General features: G+C 67.8%; 15 protein-coding genes and 1 pseudogene. 2 read left to right on the top strand and 14 right to left on the bottom strand.

Annotated features, from left to right (window positions below):
* Nucleotides 1-38 precede the first annotated feature (38 nt).
* From ACLARN_RS38085 to ACLARN_RS38075, 3 genes and pseudogenes are all read right to left on the bottom strand, one after another.
* Nucleotides 39-599 (bottom strand): annotated as a pseudogene (locus tag ACLARN_RS38085) (TetR/AcrR family transcriptional regulator); the annotation flags it as partial.
* 37 nt (nt 600-636) lie between these two features.
* Nucleotides 637-1,419 carry a CbtA family protein gene (locus ACLARN_RS38080; RefSeq protein WP_409496332.1) on the bottom strand — a complete coding sequence of 261 codons (783 nt, stop codon included), beginning with the start codon at nt 1,417-1,419 and terminating at the stop codon, nt 637-639.
* Nucleotides 1,420-1,433: 14 nt separating this feature from the next.
* Complete coding sequence (locus tag ACLARN_RS38075; protein ID WP_409496331.1) at nt 1,434-1,643, bottom strand: CbtB-domain containing protein; 210 nt, start codon at nt 1,641-1,643, stop codon at nt 1,434-1,436.
* 207 nt (nt 1,644-1,850) lie between these two features.
* Here ACLARN_RS38075 and ACLARN_RS38070 point away from each other — a divergent pair, with 207 nt between their 5' ends.
* A complete protein-coding gene (locus tag ACLARN_RS38070) occupies nt 1,851-2,744 on the top strand; it encodes an ROK family protein (protein ID WP_409496376.1) in 894 nt (297 codons plus the stop codon).
* Here the strand turns inward: ACLARN_RS38070 and ACLARN_RS38065 are convergent.
* The 4 genes from ACLARN_RS38065 to gltB form a co-directional block, all read right to left on the bottom strand.
* Nucleotides 2,734-3,519 (bottom strand): DeoR/GlpR family DNA-binding transcription regulator, encoded by a 786-nt coding sequence (locus ACLARN_RS38065; RefSeq protein WP_076164772.1) that lies wholly within the window; start codon nt 3,517-3,519, stop codon nt 2,734-2,736. The genes ACLARN_RS38070 and ACLARN_RS38065 overlap by 11 nt on opposite strands.
* Nucleotides 3,520-3,818: 299 nt before the next feature.
* Nucleotides 3,819-5,231: a Dyp-type peroxidase gene (locus tag ACLARN_RS38060; protein ID WP_409496330.1), complete on the bottom strand. Its 1,413-nt coding sequence runs from the start codon at nt 5,229-5,231 to the stop codon at nt 3,819-3,821.
* Between the two features lie 293 nt (nt 5,232-5,524).
* Nucleotides 5,525-6,976, bottom strand: a complete 1,452-nt coding sequence (locus ACLARN_RS38055) for a glutamate synthase subunit beta (protein ID WP_409496329.1) — start codon at nt 6,974-6,976, stop codon at nt 5,525-5,527.
* Nucleotides 6,969-11,510: a glutamate synthase large subunit gene (gene gltB, locus ACLARN_RS38050; RefSeq protein WP_409496328.1), complete on the bottom strand. Its 4,542-nt coding sequence runs from the start codon at nt 11,508-11,510 to the stop codon at nt 6,969-6,971. Before gltB ends, ACLARN_RS38055 begins: the two co-directional genes overlap by 8 nt.
* A 551-nt stretch (nt 11,511-12,061) precedes the next feature.
* Between gltB and ACLARN_RS38045 the strand changes: the two genes are divergently transcribed.
* A complete protein-coding gene (locus tag ACLARN_RS38045; protein WP_409496327.1) occupies nt 12,062-12,691 on the top strand; it encodes a YigZ family protein in 630 nt (209 codons plus the stop codon).
* 74 nt (nt 12,692-12,765) lie between these two features.
* Here ACLARN_RS38045 and ACLARN_RS38040 read toward each other — a convergent pair whose 3' ends face one another.
* From ACLARN_RS38040 to ACLARN_RS38010, 7 genes are all read right to left on the bottom strand, one after another.
* Nucleotides 12,766-13,332, bottom strand: coding sequence for a GNAT family N-acetyltransferase (locus ACLARN_RS38040; protein ID WP_409496326.1), 567 nt, complete (start codon nt 13,330-13,332; stop codon nt 12,766-12,768).
* Between the two features lie 41 nt (nt 13,333-13,373).
* The gene (locus tag ACLARN_RS38035) at nt 13,374-13,658 is read right to left on the bottom strand and encodes a hypothetical protein (RefSeq protein ID WP_409496325.1); all 285 of its coding nucleotides are present in this window, start codon (nt 13,656-13,658) and stop codon (nt 13,374-13,376) included.
* A 362-nt stretch (nt 13,659-14,020) separates the two neighbouring features.
* On the bottom strand, nt 14,021-15,271 hold the full coding sequence (locus ACLARN_RS38030; protein ID WP_409496324.1) for an ABC transporter substrate-binding protein: 1,251 nt from the start codon (nt 15,269-15,271) through the stop codon (nt 14,021-14,023).
* The gene (locus tag ACLARN_RS38025) at nt 15,268-16,425 is read right to left on the bottom strand and encodes a branched-chain amino acid ABC transporter permease (protein WP_409496323.1); all 1,158 of its coding nucleotides are present in this window, start codon (nt 16,423-16,425) and stop codon (nt 15,268-15,270) included. The genes ACLARN_RS38030 and ACLARN_RS38025 overlap by 4 nt, the downstream gene beginning before the upstream one ends.
* Nucleotides 16,418-17,296: a branched-chain amino acid ABC transporter permease gene (locus tag ACLARN_RS38020; protein ID WP_409496322.1), complete on the bottom strand. Its 879-nt coding sequence runs from the start codon at nt 17,294-17,296 to the stop codon at nt 16,418-16,420. The genes ACLARN_RS38025 and ACLARN_RS38020 overlap by 8 nt, the downstream gene beginning before the upstream one ends.
* Nucleotides 17,293-18,069, bottom strand: a complete 777-nt coding sequence (locus tag ACLARN_RS38015; protein ID WP_409496321.1) for an ABC transporter ATP-binding protein — start codon at nt 18,067-18,069, stop codon at nt 17,293-17,295. Before ACLARN_RS38015 ends, ACLARN_RS38020 begins: the two co-directional genes overlap by 4 nt.
* Nucleotides 18,066-18,875, bottom strand: a complete 810-nt coding sequence (locus ACLARN_RS38010; RefSeq protein ID WP_409496320.1) for an ABC transporter ATP-binding protein — start codon at nt 18,873-18,875, stop codon at nt 18,066-18,068. Before ACLARN_RS38010 ends, ACLARN_RS38015 begins: the two co-directional genes overlap by 4 nt.
* Nucleotides 18,876-19,278 lie beyond the last annotated feature (403 nt).

Raw genomic sequence — 19,278 nt, 5'->3', positions numbered from 1 at the left:
CCCGGCCGCAGCGCGCGCAGCATCAGCCGGACCACCGAGTCGCCGAACTGCTCGCTGAGCGGTCCGGTCCGCAGCAGCCACCGGTAATAGACGGATCCGTAGAGCAGATCCACCGCGGTGTCTATGTCCGCGCCGTCGATCTGACCGGCTTCCGAAGCGCGGTGGAAGCGTGCCCTGGTCGCCTCCAGCCACGGCCGCATCAGCCGCTCGTCGAGTTCCGCCGACAGTTTCACGTCACCCTGGATCGCCGTCAGGAGCGCGCGGTAGAACGCCTCGTAATCCTTGTCCGCCAAGGGGTTCACCGTGGACCGGAGCACGGTGCGCAGGTCCGCGCCGAGGTCGCCGGTGTCCGGGAAGGTCAGCTCGCCCGCACCCTGGACGAGCGTCAGGTACGCGTCCAGCACCAACGCGCCCTTGTCCGGCCACCACCGGTAGATCGTCTGCTTGCCCACTCCCGCCCGCGACGCGATCGCCTCCACCGCCAGCTTCGGGTAGCCGACCTCGCCGAGCAATTCGGTCGTCGCGGTCAGGATCGCCTGCCGTGAGCGTTCGCTGCGCCGAGTCGGATCCGGGGACTTGACGTTATCATGGAACCGCACCAGAGCCGCGTCGCGGAATGGTGCTCGTGGGAGTCGGTCAGCCGGGCTGCGGGCTAGTGACTTCCTTACGCGCCAGCACCTTCTCGGACAAGGCGCCGAAGGTCAGGCCGAGCACGGTCCACAGCACCAGCTGGGTGCCGACAGAGGCCAGCCGGAAGCTCCACAGCGTGGAACCGGGGAACTCGGCGGGGACCTCGTCGATCGACGGCAGCAGTGCCGCCGCCACCGCGATCAGCACGACATACCCGCCCGCGGCGATCAGCCCGCCACGCCAGGCGCCGAGCTTGTCGGCCAGCTTCCGGCCGAACGCCGCGGCGAGGATGCCGATCAGCAGCGAAAGCGCGACGAAGCCGAAATACAGCGAAGTCCGGCTTCCGATCGTGCCCGCCTGCCCGACGGCCGGCGGGTTCGCCGGGTATTTCAGGAACGGCACCAGGAACACGACCACGAAGGCGCTCGCGGTGAGCAGAACGGCGGTCACCCGGGGCCGGAGGGTGCCGATCCGTCCGTAGACGAAGGCGAACGCCAGCGAGAACAGGCCACCGACGGCGACGCCGTAGAGCCCGACACCGGTCAGCAGGCCGACAGTGCTCTGCACACCACGGGTGACCAGCTCTTCCTCCTCGGCCTCAGCACCGGCAGGAGGGTGCTCGTGGGCGTCGGGAGCGGCGCCGGGAGCACTGTGCGAATGCGCGGCGCCGCCTTCGAGACCGATGGCGGTCTCGACCGAAGGCTCACCGAAGAAATACGCGAAAAGGGTCGCCAGGACACCGGCGATCAGGCCCGCGAGCATGCCGCGGACCAGCAAGGACCTCATCATGGGGCGCGTGCCGCCTAGTGGCAGGGGAAGGCCAGCAGGTGCCGGCCGTCGTGGACGAACTCATGGACGTACGAGTTCGCGAACACCGACACCGCACCCTGCTCGGCGCTGATGAAGTACAGCGTGATCAACGAAAGGAGGATGACGAGCACCGCCCAGGGCAGGATCTCGCGGACGGGGATCCGGATCGGGACGGGTACTGCTGCTACCGCTTCGGACGACATGGCGGTGGGACCTCCTCGGGCTAGCGCGGCCTCTTCAGGGGTGGTACGACGGCTCCGGGTCTGGCTTCCCCGAACCGGATGGTTCGAGGTCACAGTGGCGCGACCGCGCGGAATCTCACCGCGTTCCGGGTGCCGACGTCTGGCCGGTCGAGCGTAGGTCTCCGCGAAGCGTCCGGTCAATGTGACAATCCAGCTATGACACCTGCGGTGGCGGCACTCGATGTCGGCGGCACGTCCATCAAGGCGGCCTTGTACGACGCGGACCTGAAGGACTTGGCCAGCTTGCGCGAGCCGACGGCGCGCGGAGCGGATGGCGAGGCGCTGGCGGATCAGGTCGCACGGATCGTGGAAACACTGGGCAAGCAGGCGGGCACCGGCACGCCGGACGCCGTCGGCGTGGTCATCCCCGGCATCGTCGACGACGTCGAGCGAGTGGCGCGGTTCTCGGCGAACCTCGACTTCCGGAACGTCCCGTTCGGCGAGATGCTCGACAGCAGGCTGGGGCTGCCGTTCGCGTTCGGGCACGACGTCCGCGCGGGCGGGCTCGCGGAGTTCCGCGTCGGCGCGGGCAAGGGCTGCACCGACGCCGCCTTCATCCCGGTCGGTACCGGGATCGCGGCCGCGCTCCAGCTCGACGGGAAGCTGTACGCCGCGGGTGGGCTGGGTGGCGAGATCGGGCACATCGACGTCGGCCACCGGCTGCCGTGCGGCTGCGGCGCGACCGGATGTCTCGAGGCGATCTCCTCGGCGTCGGCCATCGCCCGCCGCTACAGCGAGCACACCGGGCGTCCCGCCGAAGGCGCCGAGAAGGTCGTCGACGCCGCTCGGCACGGCGACGAGGCCGCGATCTCGGTGGTCAACGACGCCCTCGACGGACTCGGTCACGGCATCAAGACCCTGGTCACCTTGCTCGCGCCGGAGGTCGTCGTACTCGGCGGCGGCTTGTTCACCGCCGGCGACTACGTGCTCGAACCGGTCCGTGCCTGGCTGGCCGCGAACCTGCAGTTCCAGCGGATGCCGGAACTGCGGATCGCGCAACTCGGCGACGAGGCGGGCAGGCTCGGCGCGGCCCTGCTGGCCCTGGACCTGCTCAAGCCTTGACCACCCGCACGCCTTCCTCCTCGAAGGCGTGCACTCGCTCGGGATCCGCGCGGCCGTCGGTGACGAGAACGTCGACATCGGCGGTCGCGCAGATCTTCGCGAAGGCGTGACCGCCGAGCTTCCCGCTGTCGGCGAGTACGACGACCTGTCGCGCGCGGGCCGCCATCAGCCGGTTCGTGCTCGCGTCGCCTTCGTGATGTGCCTGCGCGCCGTGCACCGGGTCGAACGCGTCCACCCCGAGGAACACCAGATCCAGCGAGATCTGGTCGAGGAACAGATGGGACAGCGGCCCGGACAGGTCGAACGACTGCTGCCGCGCGACCCCGCCGGTCACCACGATCTTGATGTTCGGCCGGACGGCGAGTTCGTGCGCGATGTTGAGCGCGTTCGTCACCACGGTGAGCAAGGGGCCCCCGCTCGGCTCGCCCATATCCGGCCGGGTGGCGAGTGCCCTGCCCACTTCGGTGCTCGTGGTCCCGCCGTTGAGGCCGACCACCATGCCGGGATCGACCATCCTCGCCGCGGCCGCCGAGATCCGTTGCTGCTCCGGTGCGTTGCGCGCGGCCTTGTGGCGCAACGGAAGGTCGTAGGCGACGTTGCTCGCGACGGCGCCGCCGCGGGTGCGGACCACGAGATTGCGGCCGGCGAGGTGATCGAGATCCCGGCGGATCGTCGCGGGGGAGACGCCGAGTTCGCCCGCGGAGACTTCGACGTCGACTTTTTCCCGCTCTCCCACCATGTCCAATAAGGCCGTCAGCCGTTCATGCCGATTCATCTCCAGCTCCCTCCCCGAAGCGCGATAAGTCGCTTACCGCATCGGACAAAGTACTACGCGTCGCGATACGGGCGGAGGGAAGAGGCAGGTTTGGGACGTCAGGGAGAAAAGGGAAGGGCGGGCGCCGGCCACCCCCAGTGTGACCGGCGCCCATCCGGTGGCCGGCCCGCCCAGGGCCGGCCGGTCTCGCAGGCCATCGGCGTCGACTCCGAATCGATATCCGCTTTGCGTCCGTTCCGGTGACGTTCAGCGGACAACCCGCTGTTCGATCACCGGAAACGACCACAGTGCGTGAGGAGTCAGCGCTTCCCGCCCAGTCCGCGCAGGAAGGCGAGTGACGGCATGAAGAAGTAGTCGCCGCCCTTCAGCGTCACCGCCTGCGGGAACGGATCCGCGGTCACCGTCTGGGTGCCCGCCCATTCCTTGGCGTAGACGGATTCCGGGCGCGGCCCCTGGCCGATGACCGGATCGAGGCCGGGCGGCTTGACCCCGGCGTCCGGAATCGGGAACGACGGGTTGTTCGCCCAGACCGCCTGGGTGAACTCGAACTGGTTGTCCAGCGCCGAATTGAACGCCATGAACAGCAGGCCGACCCCGCCGCTCGGCCGGGCCGACGGCGGCAGGTCGGCGTTCGGGTCGTCGGCCCGTTCGCCGTAGGGCACACCCCGCCGCGCCATCAGGTGCAGGCGCTCCTGCGGGGGCTCCTCGGCGCCGCCGCTGCCCCGCGGGTTCGTCTTCCGGATATGGGCCTGGAAGGGGCATTTCGCCCCGGCGTCGTCACTTTCGTAGTCGAAGTTGTTCGGTACCGGGCTTTCCGCCCCGTCTTCCCGTTGCACGGTCAGCGGTGTGCCGTCCTCGAACCGGCCGACGATCATCGCACCCGCGCGTTCCCGATCTTCACCGGTGAGGCCCAGTTGATCCGCCAAAGCCTCCTCGGCCTGCTTGAATCGCCGCACATTCTGTTCCAGTTTGCGGAAAACGAAGTAGCTGCCGAAATGCACGGCAGGATCGGGTGCCGCGGAATCCGGGACGAGTACCTGGTTCAGTGGAGCGGTCGGATCCCAGGTGGTGATCCCATCCGTTCCGGACTTTTCCGCGAGGACGTCTTCGATCAGGAAGATCGGCTGGCTCCGGCCGTCGACGTACCCGAAATGTTCGATCCCCTCACCCTGGGCGTTCACCCGGCCGAGTCCGGTTTCCTCCGCGACTACGGAAACCGTCGGCGGAATCAGCGCGAGAACCTCGTTCCGGCGCGCGGTCATCGGAGCATCCGCACCGTCACCGATGATGACGACGGCGTGGATGTCGTGGTGGTATCCGCCGTCGAACGTGGAACGAGGCGGGTCGTTCAGCTTCTCGCGGGTCTCCTGGTCGCGCATGCCGCGGAGGAAGGATTCATCCTGCGGCGCCTCGATTTTCAGGAACCGGTAGCCCGCCGCGGTCAGCCCGGTGCCGACGTAGGGCGATCCCTTCACGCCCTCGGCCTTGAAGCGGTCGACCTCGGTCAGATGCGTTTTCGCGGACTTCATCAGCGGGACGAGTGACGCGAGGAACTTTTTCGCGCCCGCCGCCTCCGAAAAACGTAGGAAAAGCGCGGAGAAATGATCGCGAGCGTGAGCTTTGAGGATGTTCGGCTGAAGTTGGTCGAGCATCTTCGCGGCGTCGCCGGTCGCCTTCTTCCATTCCAAAGGCGCGTTCAAATCAATGGTCATAGCAAGGAACCCCCTCATCGGGACCCGCTCGACGGCTCCGGCAGGTCTTGCCGGTCCCCGCCGCCGCGTGGGTCTTACCCCTTGATACAACCGATACCGAAAGCCCGGCGTCTTCACCCGCAAGTACTCTCTTTCGGCGGTTTTATCACCCGAAAGAACCAACGATGTGATTACACCGCGCAATTAGTCCTCTACTTGCGATAGTCGCACGCGCAACCAACGCAAGAAGGCACCTACTTGCGGTGGTTCGCCGTTGAACTACCGCAAGTAGGTGCCGAGTCGCGAGGGGATCGCTAGGTGAGGGGGCGGTCGGTGGGGGCGATGGGGGCGGGCAGGACGTCACGTCCGGTGAGGAACGCGTCGACCCCGGCCGCGGCGGAGCGCCCTTCGGCGATCGCCCACACGATGAGCGACTGGCCGCGGCCCATGTCCCCGGCCACGAACACGTTGTCGACACTGGTCTTGAACGCCTTGTCGCGGGCGACGTTGCCGCGCTGGTCCAGCTCGACGTCGAGCGCCTCCAGCAGGCCCTCCCGCTCCGGGCCGACGAAGCCCATCGCGAGCAGCACCAGCTGTGCGGGCAGTTCGCGTTCCGTTCCGGGCACCGGGACGAACTTGCCGCCCTCGTTGCGCACCTCGACCAGCTTCAACGCGCGAACACGCCCGTCGGCGTCGGCCGCGAACTCCTGGGTGTTGACCGAGTACAGCCGCTCGCCACCCTCTTCGTGCGCGGACGAGACGCGGTAGATCATCGGATACGTCGGCCAGGGATGCGCGTCGGACCGCGAAAGCGGCGGCTTCGGCATGATCTCCAGCTGCGTCACCGACTTCGCGCCCTGACGGTGCGAGGTCCCGACGCAGTCCGCGCCGGTGTCGCCGCCGCCGATGACGACGACGTCGAGGCCCTCAGCGCTGATCGGCGAGACGTCCAGTTCGCCGGCCGCGACGCGGTTCGCGTGCGGCAGGAACTCCATCGCCTGGTAGATGCCCTGGTGCTCGCGACCGTCGATCGGCAGGTCGCGCCACGCCGTCGCGCCACCGGCGAGGACCACGGCGTCGTAGGACGACTTGAGTTCCTCGACGGTGAGGTCGACGCCGACGTTCACCGAAGTCCGGAATTCCGTGCCCTCCGCCCGCATCTGGTCCAGGCGGCGGTCGAGCCGGTGCTTCTCCATCTTGAATTCGGGGATGCCGTAGCGCAGCAGCCCGCCGATCTTGTCGGCCCGCTCGAAGACCACGACACTGTGGCCCGCGCGCGTGAGCTGCTGCGCCGCGGCGAGTCCCGACGGGCCGGACCCGACCACCGCCACCTTCTTGCCGGTCTTGACGACCGGCAACTCCGGCGTGACCCAGCCTTCTGCGAAGGCCCGGTCGATGATCGAGATTTCGACCCGCTTGATGGTGACGGGATCATCGTTGATCCCGAGCACACACGCCGTCTCGCACGGCGCCGGGCAGAGGGTCCCGGTGAACTCCGGGAAATTGTTGGTCGCGTGCAGCCGCTCGGCCGCCTCGCGCCAATCGTCGCGCCAGGTCAGCGTGTTCCACTCGGGGATGAGGTTCCCGAGCGGGCAGCCCTGGTGACAGAACGGGATGCCGCAGTCCATGCAGCGCCCGGCCTGCTTTTGCAGCTTCGTCGTCGCGAAGTCCTCGTACACCTCGCGCCAGTCCATCAAGCGCAGGTCGACGGGACGGCTCTTCGGCGTCTCGCGAGTGGTGGTCAGAAAGCCCTTGGGGTCAGCCATGTGCGGCCTCCATGATCGCCTCGTTCACATCGCGCCCATCGCGCTCGGCATCCGCCTGCGCCGCGAGCACACGCTTGTAGTCCTTCGGCATGACCTTGCCGAACCGGTCGACGGCGGCGTCCCAGTCGGCGAGCAGCGCACGCGCGACCGCGGACTCCGTTTCGTCGTAATGCTTTTCGAGCGCTTCACGCAGGAAGTCCACATCGGACGAATCCAGCGGGTCGACGTCGACCATCTCCGGGTTGATCCGGTGCGCCGGAAGGTCCAGCACGTAGGCGATCCCGCCCGACATCCCGGCCGCGAAGTTGCGGCCCACACCGCCGAGCACGACCACCTTGCCGCCGGTCATGTACTCGCATCCGTGGTCGCCGACGCCTTCGACGACGGCCAGCGCGCCCGAGTTACGCACGCAGAACCGCTCGCCGACCTTGCCGCGGATGAAGATCTCGCCGCTGGTCGCGCCGTAGCCGATCACGTTGCCCGCGATGATGTGCTCTTCGGCGTTGTACCGCGCCACCTCGGGCGGCCGCACGATGAGCCGCCCACCGGACAGGCCCTTGCCGACGTAGTCGTTGCCGTCACCGTAGAGCCGCAGGGTGATGCCCTTCGGCACGAACGCGCCGAACGACTGACCCGCGGTCCCGGTGAAGGTGACGTCGATCGTGTTGTCCGGCAGGCCTTCGCCACCCCACCGCTTGGTGAGCTCGTGGCCGAGCATGGTGCCGACGGTCCGGTTCACGTTGCGGACCGGCAGCTCCAGCCGCACCTTGTCCCCGGACGACAGCGCGCCCTCGGCCAGCTGGATCAGCGTGTTGTCGAGCGCCTTCTCCAGCCCGTGGTCCTGCACCGTCTGCTGGTGACGCAGACCGGCCGGAGCCATCTCGGGCACGTGGAAGATCGGCGACAGGTCGAGTCCGGCGGCCTTCCAGTGATCGATCGCCTTGCGCTTGTCGAGCATCTCCGCGTGGCCGACGGCCTCGGCGATGGACCGGAAACCCAGCTCCGCCAGGTACTCCCGGACCTCCTGCGCGATGAACTCGAAGAAGTTCACCACGTACTCTGCCTTGCCGCTGAACTTCTCGCGCAGCTTGGGGTTCTGCGTCGCGACGCCGACCGGGCAGGTGTCGAGGTGACACACGCGCATCATGATGCAGCCGGACACCACCAGCGGCGCCGTCGCGAACCCGAATTCCTCGGCTCCGAGCAGTGCGGCGATGACGACGTCGCGGCCGGTCTTGAGCTGGCCGTCGGTCTGCACCACGATCCGGTCGCGCAACCGGTTGGCCAGCAACGTCTGCTGCGTCTCCGCGAGGCCGAGTTCCCACGGTCCACCGGCGTGCTTGATGGAAGACAGCGGCGAGGCACCGGTGCCGCCGTCGTGCCCGGAGATGAGCACGACGTCCGCGTGCGCCTTGGAAACGCCCGCCGCGACCGTGCCGACGCCGACCTCGGACACGAGCTTCACGTGGATGCGCGCGGCCGGGTTGGCGTTCTTGAGGTCGTGGATCAGCTGGGCGAGATCCTCGATCGAGTAGATGTCGTGGTGCGGCGGCGGGGAAATGAGACCGACGCCGGGCGTGGAGTGCCGTGTCTTCGCGATCCACGGGTACACCTTCGCGCCGGGCAGCTGGCCGCCCTCGCCGGGCTTCGCGCCCTGCGCCATCTTGATCTGGATGTCGTCGGCGTTGACCAGGTATTCGCTGGTGACGCCGAACCGTCCACTCGCGACCTGCTTGACCGCGCTGCGGCGCTCGGGATCGTAAAGACGCGCGGCGTCTTCTCCGCCCTCACCCGTGTTCGACTTGCCGCCGAGGCGGTTCATCGCGATGGCCAGGGTCTCGTGCATCTCCGAGGAGATCGACCCGTACGAGATCGCGCCGGTGGCGAACCGCTTGACGATCTCGGAGACCGGTTCGACCTCGTCGATCGGCACCGCGGGCCGCTGGCCGATCTTGAAGTCGAACAGCCCGCGCAGCGTGTACAGCTTCTGCGCCTGGTCGTCGACGGACTTCGTGTACTCCTTGAAGACCTCGTACTTCCCGGCGCGGGTGGAGTGCTGGAGCTTGAACACCGTCTGCGGGTTGAACAGGTGCGGTTCGCCCTCGCGGCGCCACTGGTAGTCCGCGCCGGTCTCCAGCTCGCGGTGGTTCGCGCGGAACCCGTCGCGGGGGAAGGCCCGCTGGTGCCGTCCGGCGACTTCCAGCGCGAGCGTGTCGAAGCCGACGCCGCCGAGGCGGGAAGTGGTGCCGGTGAAGCAGTTCTGGATGACCTCGTCGCCGAGGCCGACCGCTTCGAAGATCTGCGCGCCGGTGTAGGAGGCCACTGTGGACACTCCCATTTTCGACATCGTCTTCCGGACGCCCTTGCCCAGCGCCTTGATCAGGTTCGTGGTCGCCTGCTTGGCGGTGGCACCGGCGATCAGGCCCTGGTCGGCCATCTCCTCGACGGTCGCCATCGCCAGGTACGGGTTGACCGCGGCGACGCCGTAGCCGATCAACAGCGCGATGTGGTGGACCTCGCGCGCGTCGCCCGCCTCGACGATGAGGCCGACCTGGGTGCGGGTCTTCTCGCGCACTAGATGGTGGTGCACCGCGCCGGTGAGCAGCAGCGACGGGATGCCGGCGTGGTCCTCGTCGATCCCGCGGTCGGACAGCACGATCAGCCGCGCGCCCTCGGCGATGGCCGCGGACACCTCGGCGCGGATCTCGTCGAGCCGCCGCACGAGCGCCTCGCCGCCACCGTGGACGTCGTAGGTGCCCTGCACGGTGACCGACTGGAACTCGGGCAGGTCACCGTCGTCGTTGGCGTGCACCAGTTTCGCGAACTCGTCGTTGTCCAGCACCGGGAACGGCAGCACGATCCGGCGGCACGACGACGCGTCGGCCTCCAGGAGGTTCGGCTCCGCGCCCAGCTGGGTGCCGAGCGAGGTGACCAGTTCCTCGCGGATCGCGTCCAGCGGCGGATTGGTCACCTGGGCGAAGAGCTGGATGAAGTAGTCGAAGATCAGCCGCGGGCGGCTCGACAGCGACGCGATGGGGGAGTCGTTGCCCATCGAGCCGATCGGTTCCGCGCCGGTGCGGGCCATCGGCTCGAGCAGGACGTCGAGTTCCTCTTCGGTGTAGCCGAAAGCCTGCTGGCGGCGCACGAGCGCGGCGTGCGGCGGGATCTCGCGTTCGCGATCGGGGAGCCCTGCCAGCGGCAGCAGCCCGTCCTCGACCCATTCGTCGTACGGGTGCTCGGTGGCAAGCTGGTTCTTGATCTCCTCGTCCTCGACGATCCGGCCGGCCTCGGTGTCCACGAGGAACATACGGCCCGGCTCCAACCGTCCTTTCCGGACGATCGTGGACTGGTCCAGCTCCAGCACGCCGACCTCACTGGCGAGGACGACGAGGCCGTCTTCGGTGACCCAGTACCGGGCAGGGCGCAGGCCGTTGCGGTCGAGCACCGCGCCGATCTGGGTGCCGTCGGTGAACGAGACCAGCGCGGGGCCGTCCCACGGCTCCATCAGCGTCGAGTGGAACTCGTAGAACGCACGGCGCGCGGGATCCATCTCCTGATGGTTCTCCCAGGCCTCCGGGATCATCATCAGCACCGCGTGCGGCAGTGACCGGCCGCCGAGGTGGAGCAGCTCCAGCACCTCGTCGAAGGACGCCGAGTCGCTCGCGCCACGTGTGATGACGGGGTAGATCCGCTTGAGGTCACCCGGGATCAGGTCGGATTCGAGCAGTGCCTCGCGGGCGTCCATCCAGTTGCGGTTGCCGCGCAGGGTGTTGATCTCGCCGTTGTGGGCGACGTACCGGTACGGGTGCGCCAGCGGCCACGACGGGAAGGTGTTGGTGGAGAACCGGGAGTGCACCAGGCCGATGGCGCTGGTGACGCGTTCGTCGGTGAGGTCGGCGAAGAACTTCTCGACCTGCGGCTCGGTGAGCATTCCCTTGTAGACGATCGTCCGTGACGACAGGCTCGGGAAGTAGACGTCGTCCTCGACCAGTTCGTGCTCGGCGCGTTTGCGCACCACGAACGCGGCGCGCTCCAGCGCCAGACCCGCCAGCCCGTCTCGCAGCCCGGCGAGGAACAGCTGGCTGAAGTGCGGCATCGTCTCGGCCGCGCCGGTGCCGACGTGTTCGGTGTGGACGGGCAGATCGCGCCAGCCGAGTACACGCATGCCTTCTTCGGCGGCGATGCGCTCGATGGTGGTCATCGCCCGGCCGCGCGGCTTTTCGTCCTGGGGAAGGAAAGCCGTGCCGACGGCGTACGCGCCGGGTTCGGGCAGTTCGAAGCCGACGACGTCGCGATAGAACTCGTCGGGGACCTGGATCAGGATCCCGGCGCCGTCGCCGGTTTCCGGGTCGGCGCCGCGGGCCCCGCGATGTTCCAGGTTCCGCAGCGCGATCAGTGCTTTGGCGACGATGCCGTGATCGCGTTTTCCGGAGAGATCGGCGACGAACGCGACACCACAGGCGTCATGTTCGAACTCCGGGTCATACAGGCCTTCGGGGGCCTTGCTGCCCTTGTTGCTGGCATGGTGGGTCACGGCTGGCCGCCTCCCAAGGCGTCGGCGCGACCGGTAGCACTCCGTTCGGGTGGTTCGGAAGTGAACCAGCTAACGGAGTGGTCCGGGACCGCGATGGTCAGTCGAGAGGGAACGAATCCGCCCCGCGAAACGGGGGCAGGGTTCGTAGAGCCGCACTGCATTGGGCGGCCGATGCGCTTATCGGTACTGCGGTGCGCCGCATGCCGCCAGACCGTTGTGGTGGATGGCAGGCGGGGCGCACGTGTTACTCCCGGGTTCGCCGGTCTTATGACGATAGTGTGAAATCGCTGTTATCGACATACGTCGCTTGGTCGGGGTGGGAAATGCCACGCGGGCGTTGACTTCAAACATCATCTGCCCACTGGCTGGAACGACATGTCCACTGAGTGGAGCATTAGGGCGCTGACCTGCGTGAACGATCGCTCACGTGCCTCGACAGTGTGACCTGGATCGCGCATTGGAGTGGGTTTCACCGGTGTTGCGGTGACCCGAGGTGACCATCGAATCGCCCGAACGGCAGAGCGTCCCGTCCGGTTTGAGAGGCTTGGCCGATGGCGGATCGTTATCTCACCGTGGCGGGCACCGGGGTCCACGAGATCGAAATCCGGCGTTCGCGGTTCCTGTGCGCGCTCGCCCCGGTGACCTCGGAAGAGGCCGCCCGCGAGGTGATCGCCGCCCGGAAGAAGGCCGATCCGGCCGCCCGGCACCACTGCCACGCGTTCGTCTTGGGCGCCGACGGTCGCGCGCAGCGGTCGAGTGACGACGGCGAGCCCGCCGGGACCGCGGGCACCCCGATGCTCGAGGTGCTCCGCCGCCGGGAGCTGACCGACACGGTCGCGGTGGTGACCCGCTACTTCGGCGGGGTCCTGCTCGGGGCGGGCGGCCTGATCCGCGCCTACGGTCAGGCGGTCTCCGAGGCCGTCGACGCCGTCGGGGTGCGGGAGTACCGGCGGCTGCGGCTGGTGGAGGTCGTCGTCGACTACGACCGGGCCGGACGCCTGGAGAACGACATCCGCTCGTCGCCGTACCTACTGCACGCGACGCGGTTCGAAGACGTCGCGCACTTCGACGTCGGGCTCGCGCCGGACCAGGGGGACGCGTTCCACGCGTGGCTCGCCGACCTGACCGGCGGCGAAGCCCTCACCGACGAAATCGGCGAAACCTGGCTCCCCACCCCGTGATCAGGCGGAGATCTCGCGTGATCGCCGTCTGATCACGCGAGTTCGCCGCTCAATCACGCGTGTTCGCCGTCTGATCACGTGAGGGTGCGGGAGCGCCACTCCTCCAGGGTGATGGCGTACTCGACCTCGCCCTCCTCCGTGCCGGGGATCGGGTCGTCGAAGTCCTCGTGAAAGGTCCGGATGTGCCGCATCCCGATCTTCTCCATCACCCGGCGTGACCCCAGGTTCACCGCCATGGTGCCCGCCCAGATCCGCCGCGCCCCGAATTCGGTGAAGCCCTTCTCCAGCAGCGCGAGCGAACCTTCGGTGGCGTATCCCTTGCCCCAGGACGATCGGTTCAGCCGGTAACCCAGCTCCGGGTCGTCCGTGTGATGGCCGCGCAGCGGCCGGAAATGGAACCACCCCAGGAAAGCCCCGCTGGATTTCACGATCGCCGCCCAGAATCCGTAACCGGGGAAACGCTCGTAGTAACCGAGAAAAGCGGGAAGGTCGATTCTTTCGATTTCCGCCCGGTCGGCGGGTTTGCCCCCATTGAGGTACCGCATGACTTCGGGGTCGTCGTAGAGCGCGAACAGGTCGTCGACGTCGGCGTCGGTGAACTGCCGCAGCAGGAGCCGTTCGGTCTCCAGAAAGACACGCATCAGCAGATCGTGGCGCCCTTCGCGCACTCCGGCAAACGCTTTTAGGCGGCGGCCAGCGGTGGTAGGGCGAGCGCCGGCGCGGCGGCCCCCAATGCTTCCGCCCCGGCCTCGGTGAGCCGGGCGGGGACGCGTTCGCCCCATCGGCCGCCGTGGGCGGGTGCCACCAGGCCGAGGTGCGCCAGGCGGTGCGCGGTGTGCTGGTCACAGCAGGCGAGACCGTCGACGAACAGGTCCGGTTCGCAACTGCAACTGATCTCGGCGTGGCCATCGGCCACGGCTCTCAGGGTGGCCCGCTCACGATGGTTCAGTTCTGTCCGAACGTCCATGTCGTGCCTCCTTTCTGTTCCGCTGTGCCCAGTCAAACCCATACCCCCGACAGTTTCCGTCTTCTCCGATGCGAAGTCTTGGATTTCGGGCGTACTTAGGGGTGGCGTGTCGGGTATTCCAGGGTGAAGACCTAGGGGTTGTCACCTGGTATTCGCAGCCCGAACTCGCCGAAACTGACGATCTCTTTGCGCTTCGACAAGCGATCCACCAGGAATGAGTGGAGCTGTTCGATGTCCTGTGCGGCGACGTGGATCAGGAAAGCGGCCGCATCTGCGCCGAGACCATCGCCTGGGCGCCGCGGTCGAGGCAGCACAGTGCACTCCCGCACGCTCGGCCCGGCCGTCGCTGGCCGAAGCGAGACTCACTTCTGGTGCGGAGCCACGTACTCCTTCGCCTCGGGAGCCTCGAACAGCGGCTTGACGTAGCGAACGCCGCCCTCGGCAGACGCGTCCGGTGTCGCCGCGTACACCTGGCGCGTCGCCGGGGTGCCCGCCTTCGAGAAGTCCAGTGCCGCCACCAGATCCCCCGTGCTCGCCGACGTCGTCTGCTTCAGCGCCGCGGCGATGCCGTCCCGGGTGAGGTCCTTGTTCTCGCAAGCCTTCTTGAGCACCGCGCCCCACACTTCGCCGACCGCGTAGCCGTAGGGGATGCCACCGTTCGGGGTCTCCTTGTACGCGGCCTTGTACTTCGCCGCGACGTCCTTCGCCTTGGGGAGATCGGCGGAGAACGGGACGCTGCTGGCGACGATCGTCAGCTTGTCCAGCGCGTTCGCCGCCGGGCTCTTGAGCAGCACGGGGTCAAACACCGGGTTGTTGCCGAGCACGGGCACGTTCAGCCCGAGTGCCTTGTTCGTCGCGAGCGCGGAACCGGTCTGCGCCGGGGACGTGGTCAGGACGATGGCCTTGACGCCATCGCCCTTGAGCCCGGTGACGATATTGGTGAGGTCGTTGTCGGTGGAGGTGATCTTGACTTCCTTCACCGTCAGATTGTGCTTCTTGGCGTAGAACTGCGAGCCGCGCAGGCCGTTCTTGCCGTACTCGCCATCGATGTAGACGTGCCCGATCGTGTCGCCATCCTTCACCAGACCTTGTTCCTGGAAGTACGAAAGGCCGTCGATGATCTCCAGGTCGTACGTCGTCCCGACGATCATCACGTACGGGTTGTCGAGCAGTTCCGAAGACCACGACGCGGGCGCGGCGACGGTCTTGTCCGAGGCGATGTTCTGTTTCAGCGCGGCGACGATCGGCGAACCCAGCAATTGCACGAACCCGAGCACCTTCGGCTCGATCTGCGGGTACAGCGTCTTCGCCGTGTCCGCTTTGTACCCGTGGTCGATGGTCTCCAGTTTGACCTGACGTCCGCATGCCCCGCCGGCGGCGTTGAAGTCCTTGGCCCACAACTCGTTCCCCTGTGTGACGCCGAGGCCGAGGTTCTTGAACACGCCCGTCTTGTCGGTCATCACGCCGAGGGTGATCTCCGACGCGGTCACCCCTTTGTCGGTCTTGACGCCCGAGTCGTCCGCCCCCGAGGACCCCGAGTCGCCCGCTTTCGTACTGCACGCCGAGAGGACGAGGACCGCCGCCAGCGCGACGGCCGGAAATGTGCGCTTCATATGCCTTGCTCCTCCGGGAGATGACGTTTCTTCGAGGGGGTGATCCGGCGACCGATCGCGGCGAGCCCGCCCGGTTCGAAGAGCACCACGAGGATGATCGCGGCGCCGTAGACGAACGAGCTGACCAGGATCGGGGTCAAGGCGCCGTCCCCGGTTCCGGAGAACCAGCCGAGATCGGCGGAATACAGCGAAAGCACCTGCGGCAGCCCGTTGACGATCAGCGCGCCCACCAGCGCGCCGGGCACCGAGCCTAGTCCCCCGATGATCACCATGGCCAGGAAGGCGATGGAGATGTTGATGCCGTACGTACCGAATTCGCTCTCGTCGGGTTTGAGGATGTCGAACCACAGCACGGTCATCGCGCCCGCGAGTCCCGCGTATGCCGAGGAGACGGCGAACGCGCCCGCCTTGGCCCTGGTGACGCTGACCCCCATCACCGAGGCAGCGGCCTCGTTGTCCCGCACGGCCCGCCACGAACGGCCGACCCGGCTGTGGACCGCGGCGCGGGCGACCACGTACGCGAGCACGGTCAGGAAGAGGAACAGGTACCAGAGTCGTTCCGCCTGCCGGATCGGCACGCCCATCAGCTCGATTTCGGGACCGCCGTTGGTGAACGGGAAGCCGAACAGGGAGAACGGTTCGGGAGCGCGTCCGGTCGACGTCCCGCCGGTCAGCGTTTCGGCGGACTGTCCTAAGTAGAGTCCGAGGAACACTAGTGACAGTGACGCGACACCGAGGTAGATCCCGCGCAACCGTCCGGAAACCGGTGCGAACGCCAGCCCGAGCAGTGCCGCGATGACCACCGCCCCGACCAGTGACAGGCCGGGGTCGAGGCCGAGGCCGAACACGCGCTCGTCGTCCGTCGGTCCGGAAAGGACGGTGTACCCGGTCGCGCCCGCCATCAGGAAGAACGCGTGCGCCAACGACAATTGCCCGGCCTGGCCGACCAGGAGCGTCAGCCCGATGGCGCCGACCCCGCCGATCATCATGTACTGCCCGGCTTTCAGCCAGGCGGCGTCGAGATACAGCGGGATGGCGAGCAGGACGACCAGCAGCGCGATCCAGGCCAGCGCTTTGAGCAGCCGCCCGTTGTCGCGTTTGGCGGGCGGTGTCGGCGGGGCCGCGGCAGGGGTTTTCACAGCGGTGTCAGACACGAGTGCTCTCCCTCGTCCCGAACAACCCCGACGGCCGCACCACCAATACCACCAGCATCACCAGGAAGACCGCGCTCTTGGAGAAGTCGAACGACACGTACTGCGCCGAAAGCGCCTCGACGAGCCCGACGACCAGCCCGCCCACCACCGCGCCCGCCGTCGAGTCCAGCCCGCCGAGAATGGCCGCGGGGAACGCCGCGAGCGCGATGGAGTGCGTGCCGCGGGACAGCCCCGCGCCGGAAAAGTCCTGGGTGGCGATGAACAGCACCGCGACCCCGGCGAGTACGCCGGCGACCACCCACGCCGTCGCCGTCACGCGGGAACTGCGGATCCCCATCAGCGCGGCGGCCTCGCGGTTCTCCGCCTGCGCCCGCATCGCGATACCCCAGTTCGAGTACTTGAACGCGACGGTGAACGCGGTGATCAGCACCGCCGCGACGACCAGCGCGACCAGATGCGTGCGGAACAACGTGATCCCGCCGATCTGGAACGGCTGCGCGTCCCAGGCGTCGCCGAGGAACGGCAAGGTGACGCCGAGCCGCCGCACGATCTCTTCGGTGATGATCACGTCGACGCCGATGGTCAGCAACGCCAGGCTGTTCGCGTCCGCGTGCCGCGAGCGGGAGAGCAGGAGGCGTTCCAGCAGCAGCGCGAGCAGACCCGCCGAGGCGATGCCGACCAGCGAAGCGCCCGCCCAGCCGAGTGATTCCCGGGTCACGACGACCAGGTAGCCGCCGAAGAGCACGAGCGAGCCGTGCGCGAAGTTGACCACCTCGGTGGCCTTGAAGATGATCACGAAACCCAGCGCCAGCAACGCGAACACCGCGCCCTTGCCGAGTCCGTTCACCGCGAGTTGCAGGAAAGTGTTCACGCCGTGGCCTCCGTGCCGAGGTATGCCCTGATCACGTCCGGATCCGACTGGACCTCGGCCGGGGTGCCGTCGGCGATCCGCCTGCCGAAATCCAGGACGGTGACCCGGTCCGCGATACCCATCACCAGCCCCATGTCGTGTTCCACCAGCAGGATCGAGATGCCGAGCGCGTCGCGGACGTCCCGGATCGTCCCGGCCAGCTCGGCGGTCTCGGTCGCGTTCATCCCGGCCGCGGGTTCGTCGAGCAGCAACAGGACCGGTTCGACGGCGAGCGCGCGGGCGAGGTCGACGCGTTTCACCGCGCCGTACGGGAGCGCCCCGACCGGAAGGTCCACCAGTGCGCCGATGCCGAGGAAGTCGCAGATCTCCTTGGCGCGCGCGGAATGCCGTCGTTCGGCGCGGGTGGTCCACGGCAGCCGGAGACCGCAGGCGAGGAAGCCACCGGTGGTCAGCGCGTGGCGTCCGAGCATGACGTTGTCGAGCACGGTCGAGCCGGGGGAGAGGGCCGCGTTCTGGAACGACCGGCCGACGCCGAGCCCGGCGAGCCGATGCGGCGCGAGTCCGGAAAGGACGGTGTCGCCGAGCCGGACGCTGCCGGAGTCCGCCCGGTAGAGCCCGCTGATCACGTTGAAGCAACTGGACTTCCCGGCGCCGTTCGGCCCGATGAGCGCGTGCAGCGAACCGGAGCCGACGCTGAAGGAGACGTCGTCCAGCGCCCGGATCCCGCCGAAGCGCAGGGTCAAGTTGTCGATGTGCAACTCCGGCGGCGTCATCCGGCCCACCTCGACAGCGTCCGGCCCTCGCGGTGCTTGCGGGCGTCTTCGGCCTCGGCGTCGGCGGTGGCCTGCGATTCGGCGTGTCCGCCGAGGTAGAGCCGCTGGACGTCTTCGCTCGCCGCGAGTTCGGCCGTCGTCCCGGCCAGCGCGACCCGGCCGACTTCGAGGACGATCGCGTGATCGGCCACGCGCAACGCCATCACGGCGTTCTGCTCGACCAGCACCACGGCCGTGCCCTGATCGTGGATCTCACGGATGATGGCGCCGGTCCGCTCGACGATCTTCGGCGCGAGGCCAAGTGACGGTTCGTCGAGCAGCAGCAGCCGAGGGCCGGACATCAGCGCGCGGCCGATCGCGAGCATCTGCTGCTCACCGCCGGACAGCAGGCCGGCGCGCTGTTTGGCGCGTTCGGACAGGACCGGGAAGAGTTCGTCGACGCGTTTCCTCGCGGCGGTGCGGTCTCCGGGGGAGCGGGCGCCGATCCCGCCCGCGCGGAGGTTCTCCTCGACCGTCATCCGCGCGAAGACCTGGCGGCCTTCAGGGACGCCGACCACGCCGAGACCGACGATGCGGGCCGGGTCGAGCTTGGTCAGCGGTTTGCCGTCGTAGCGGACCTCACCGGCGGAAACGGACCCTCGGTGCATGCGCAGGGTGCCGGAGATGGTCCGCAGCAGAGTCGATTTCCCGGCGCCGTTGCTGCCAAGGACGGCCAGTACTCCATCGGGGGAAACGTCGAGGTCGACCCCGTGCAGTGCGGCCACCGATCGGCCGTACCGCACCTGAAGATCACGGACACTCAGCAAGCCGCCTCCTCCATCCGTGTGACGCGAGTCACGATCGGTGGCGGTCATCCTGCGTGGGCACCCTCCGCGGCGTTACCCCCACCTGGAGACTGTGTTGAATTGTCACGCGCTGACGGAAACGTTTCGCAGGGCGCTGGATTTGTTGGAAACTCACGTTCTCGGAGAGGGTGCCCTACAAAACGTTTCCGTGGGCCTCCGGCCCAAAAGAGGGCGCGCGACGGTGAAGTCTCCGTCGGGCGCAGGGCGCCCTTGGGGAGACCGCGATTCGTCCTCTAGCCTGCGTCTTTCACGCAGTGTGATGTAGATCTGGTCGTGAAATGGAGGAAGTGCCTGTCCTGTAAGGGAAACTTGGGCTTGCGAAGGTCCAGGGTTCTCTCACGGGAAGGCACTTCCTTGGTGCACG

This window comes from Amycolatopsis sp. cmx-11-12 (assembly GCF_046269425.1).
Taxonomy (GTDB): Bacteria; Actinomycetota; Actinomycetes; order Mycobacteriales; family Pseudonocardiaceae; genus Amycolatopsis.
This window is presented reverse-complemented; position numbering and strand designations above follow the sequence as displayed.